Source organism: Allofournierella sp. (genome assembly GCF_048388525.1).
Taxonomy (GTDB): domain Bacteria; phylum Bacillota; class Clostridia; order Oscillospirales; family Ruminococcaceae; genus BQOK01.
The window spans coordinates 1-3,044 of sequence record NZ_DBGCTQ010000019.1 but is presented as its reverse complement, the minus strand read 5'-3'; the positions used below and the strand labels follow the sequence as shown (position 1 = coordinate 3,044).

At 61.8% G+C, this 3,044-nt stretch carries 4 protein-coding genes; all 4 read left to right on the top strand.

The genetic code is table 11. The features are described 5' to 3' along the window. Positions 1-632: DedA family protein (locus ACMLHZ_RS01820; protein ID WP_418666108.1), on the top strand; the 632-nt coding region annotated here is incomplete at its 5' end. A 68-nt stretch (positions 633-700) separates the two neighbouring features. Then, the gene (locus tag ACMLHZ_RS01815) at positions 701-1,366 is read left to right on the top strand and encodes an HAD family hydrolase (RefSeq protein ID WP_418666107.1); all 666 of its coding nucleotides are present in this window, start codon (positions 701-703) and stop codon (positions 1,364-1,366) included. A 272-nt stretch (positions 1,367-1,638) separates the two neighbouring features. Beyond that, entirely contained in the window at positions 1,639-2,763 is a 1,125-nt protein-coding gene (locus tag ACMLHZ_RS01810; protein ID WP_418666106.1) for an ABC transporter ATP-binding protein, read from the top strand. 3 nt (positions 2,764-2,766) lie between these two features. Continuing rightward, positions 2,767-3,044 (top strand): ABC transporter permease (locus ACMLHZ_RS01805; protein WP_418666105.1); only part of this gene is annotated, 278 nt, incomplete at its 3' end.

The following is a 3,044-nucleotide window of genomic DNA, read 5'->3' as shown; positions in this document are numbered from 1 at the left end:
AGGAGAAAACAGGAATGCAGCAGACGGTGACCGAATTGATTGGCCGGTTTGGCTATTGGGGCGTTTTTTTTCTGATCTTTATTGAGAATATTTTCCCGCCGATCCCCTCGGAGGTAATTCTGCTGTTCGGAGGGGCGCTTACCCTGAGCACGGCCATGGAGGTGCCGGGGGTTGTGGCGGCGGCCACCTTCGGCTCGCTGGCCGGGGCGATCGCGCTGTATGCGCTGGGGCGGGCACTGGGGCTGGAGCGGCTGAAAAAGCTGTTTGCGGGGCGGCTGGGGCGCATCCTGCACTTCCACCCCGAGCAGGTGGATCAGGCGTTTGGCTGGTTTGGGCGGTACCAGAACCGGGCGGTGTTCATCTGCCGCTGCGTGCCGGTGGTACGCAGCCTGATCTCGATCCCCGCGGGGTGCAATAAGATGGGCCTGCCCTTGTTTTTGCTGCTGACGGCCCTGGGCAGCGCAGTGTGGAATACGGTGCTGGTGTGGCTGGGCGCGCTGCTGGGCACGGCCTGGGAGAGGGCGCTGCCCTACCTGACCCGCTACTCGCGGATCATTTTGATCGTGTGTATCCTGGCACTGGCGGGCTACCTGATCTGGATGGCGCTGGGGCGCAAACGCCCGAAAGAATAAACAAAAGGCTTTACAAAGCCCCTTCACCTGTGCAATGATAAGAAAAATGCATTTGTGGAGGAACTGCCATGCTGCGCTATCCCTGCCTTGTGCTGGACCATGACGACACGGTGGTACAGAGCACCCCGACCATCCATTACCCCGCGTTTGTGGCCACGCTGAACGAGCTGCGGCCGGAGGTTCGGTGGAGCCTGGAAGAGTTTATGCAATACAGCTTTGAGCCGGGGTTCGAGGCCCTTTGCAGCGAACTGCTGGGGTTTACGCCGGAGGAAATGGCCCGCCAGGAGGAAAATTGGCGCGCCTTTTCGCTGACCCATGAGCCGCCCATGTTCCCGGGGATGGCGGAACTGATCCGCAGGCAAAGGGCACGGGGCGGGCTGGTGTGCGCGGTGAGCCATTCAGAGGCGGATATCATTGCGCGGGACTATGTGAAGAACTGCGGCTTTGCGCCGGACCTGATTTTTGGATGGGAACAAGGGCCCGGACGGCGCAAGCCCAGCCCCTGGCCGCTGCAGGAGATCATGCGGGTGTACGGGCTTGCGCCCGGGCAGCTTTTGATGGTGGACGACCTGAAGCCGGGATGGCAGATGGCCCGCGCCTGCGGCGTGCCCTTTGCGTTTGCAGGGTGGGGCAGCCCGGTGGCTGCCATCCATACCTTTATGCGCACAGGCGCCGACCATTATTTTACCCGGGTGGAGCAGCTGGAAAAACTGCTGACGGGCTGTGAGCGCTGAAAATCAGCCGCAGCGAAGCTTTTTTGTGGTGAATTGCCGCTGTTCCCCAGGGATTACGGGGAAGGATCAAAGGACAAGATAAAAACAGTTTTGCCCAGGCGGCCCGCAGGGATTTCTGCGGGCCGCCTTTGTGCAGGCCGCCGCAATTTTCAAATACCTTTCAAAGGAATTTTGCAAAGTTTTCACACCCCGAAGGTACAATGAAGCTTGACAAAAAGCGGAAAAGGGTTGAGTTGCTTTTTGCGCATTGAGAGCAAAGGAGTGTGGCTTTTTTGATCCAGGCAGAGCATTTGACCAAGCGCTACGGCGGCCACCTGGCGGTGGACGATATCTCGTTCACAGTGAAGGAGGGTACCGTATACGGGCTGCTGGGTCCCAACGGGGCGGGCAAATCCACCACCATGAACATTCTCACCGGGTATATCTCGGCCAGCAGTGGCAGCGTTTCGATTGATGGACACGACATTTTGGAGGAGCCGGCCGCGGCCAAGGCCTGCGTGGGGTACCTGCCGGAGCAACCGCCCCTGTACCCGGATATGACCCCCGCCGAGTACCTTGCGTTTGCGGCTGAGCTGAAAAAGGTAAAGCGCGCGGACCGGGCCAGGCAGATCCGGGCGGCCATGCAGCGCACCGGCGTGCAGGAGGTGCAGCACCGGCTGATCAAGAACCTGTCGAAGGGATACCGGCAGAGGGTCGGCCTGGCGGCGGCGCTGCTGGGCGAGCCCAAGGTCATTATTCTGGATGAGCCCACGGTGGGGTTGGACCCGGCCCAGGTGATCGAGATCCGCGAGCTTATTACCGAGCTGGGCAAAGAGCACACGGTTATTTTGTCGAGCCATATTCTGAGCGAGGTGAGCGCTTTGTGCGACGAGGTGCTGATCCTTGCCCAGGGGCGGCTGGCCGCACAGGGAACACCGGCCGAACTGGCGGACGCACTGGGAGGAAGGACGACCCTGAAGCTTGCCGCGCTGGGGGAGGCGGGCAAGGTGCTGGCCGCCCTGGAGGGCCTGGAGGGCGTGCAGAGCGCCGAGGTAACGGGAGAGGCGAACGGCGAGACCAGCCTGCGCCTTACGGCGGAGAAAGGGAACGATCTTCGCGCAGCCGTGAGCGCGGCGCTGGCGGCAGCGGGCTGCCCGGTTCTGGCCCTTACCACCGAGGCGCTGAGCCTGGAGGAGGTGTTCTTGCAGCTCACCGCCCAGGAGCCGGTGGAAGAGGCGGAGAGCGCCGACGCGCCAAAGGCGCGGGAAGCCGGGCAGGATGAAGCGCAGCCCGGGGGCGCGGAGGAAACGGAACAAGAGCCGGAGGATGGCGGGCCGGAGAATGCCCCCCTGGACGGCACGGCGCGGCAAGAGCAAGCCGCGGAACCTGCCCTGGAAGAAAAAAAGGAGGGGGAATGAGCCATGGCTGCGATCTTTAAACGGGAGTTCAAAAGCTATTTCAGCGGCATGATGGGATGGGTGCTCACCGGCGTGATGCTGCTGTTCGGCGGGATCTATTTTACGGCCGCGAACCTGCAGGGAGGGTATACCGATTTTACCATTACCCTTTACAGCTTTGTGATTGTGCTGCTGGTGTTTATTCCGCTGCTCACCATGCGCAGCTTTGCAGAGGAAAAGCGCGCCCGCACCGACCAGCTGCTGCTCACCAGCCCGGTGAGCGTGCCGGGGATCGTGCTGGG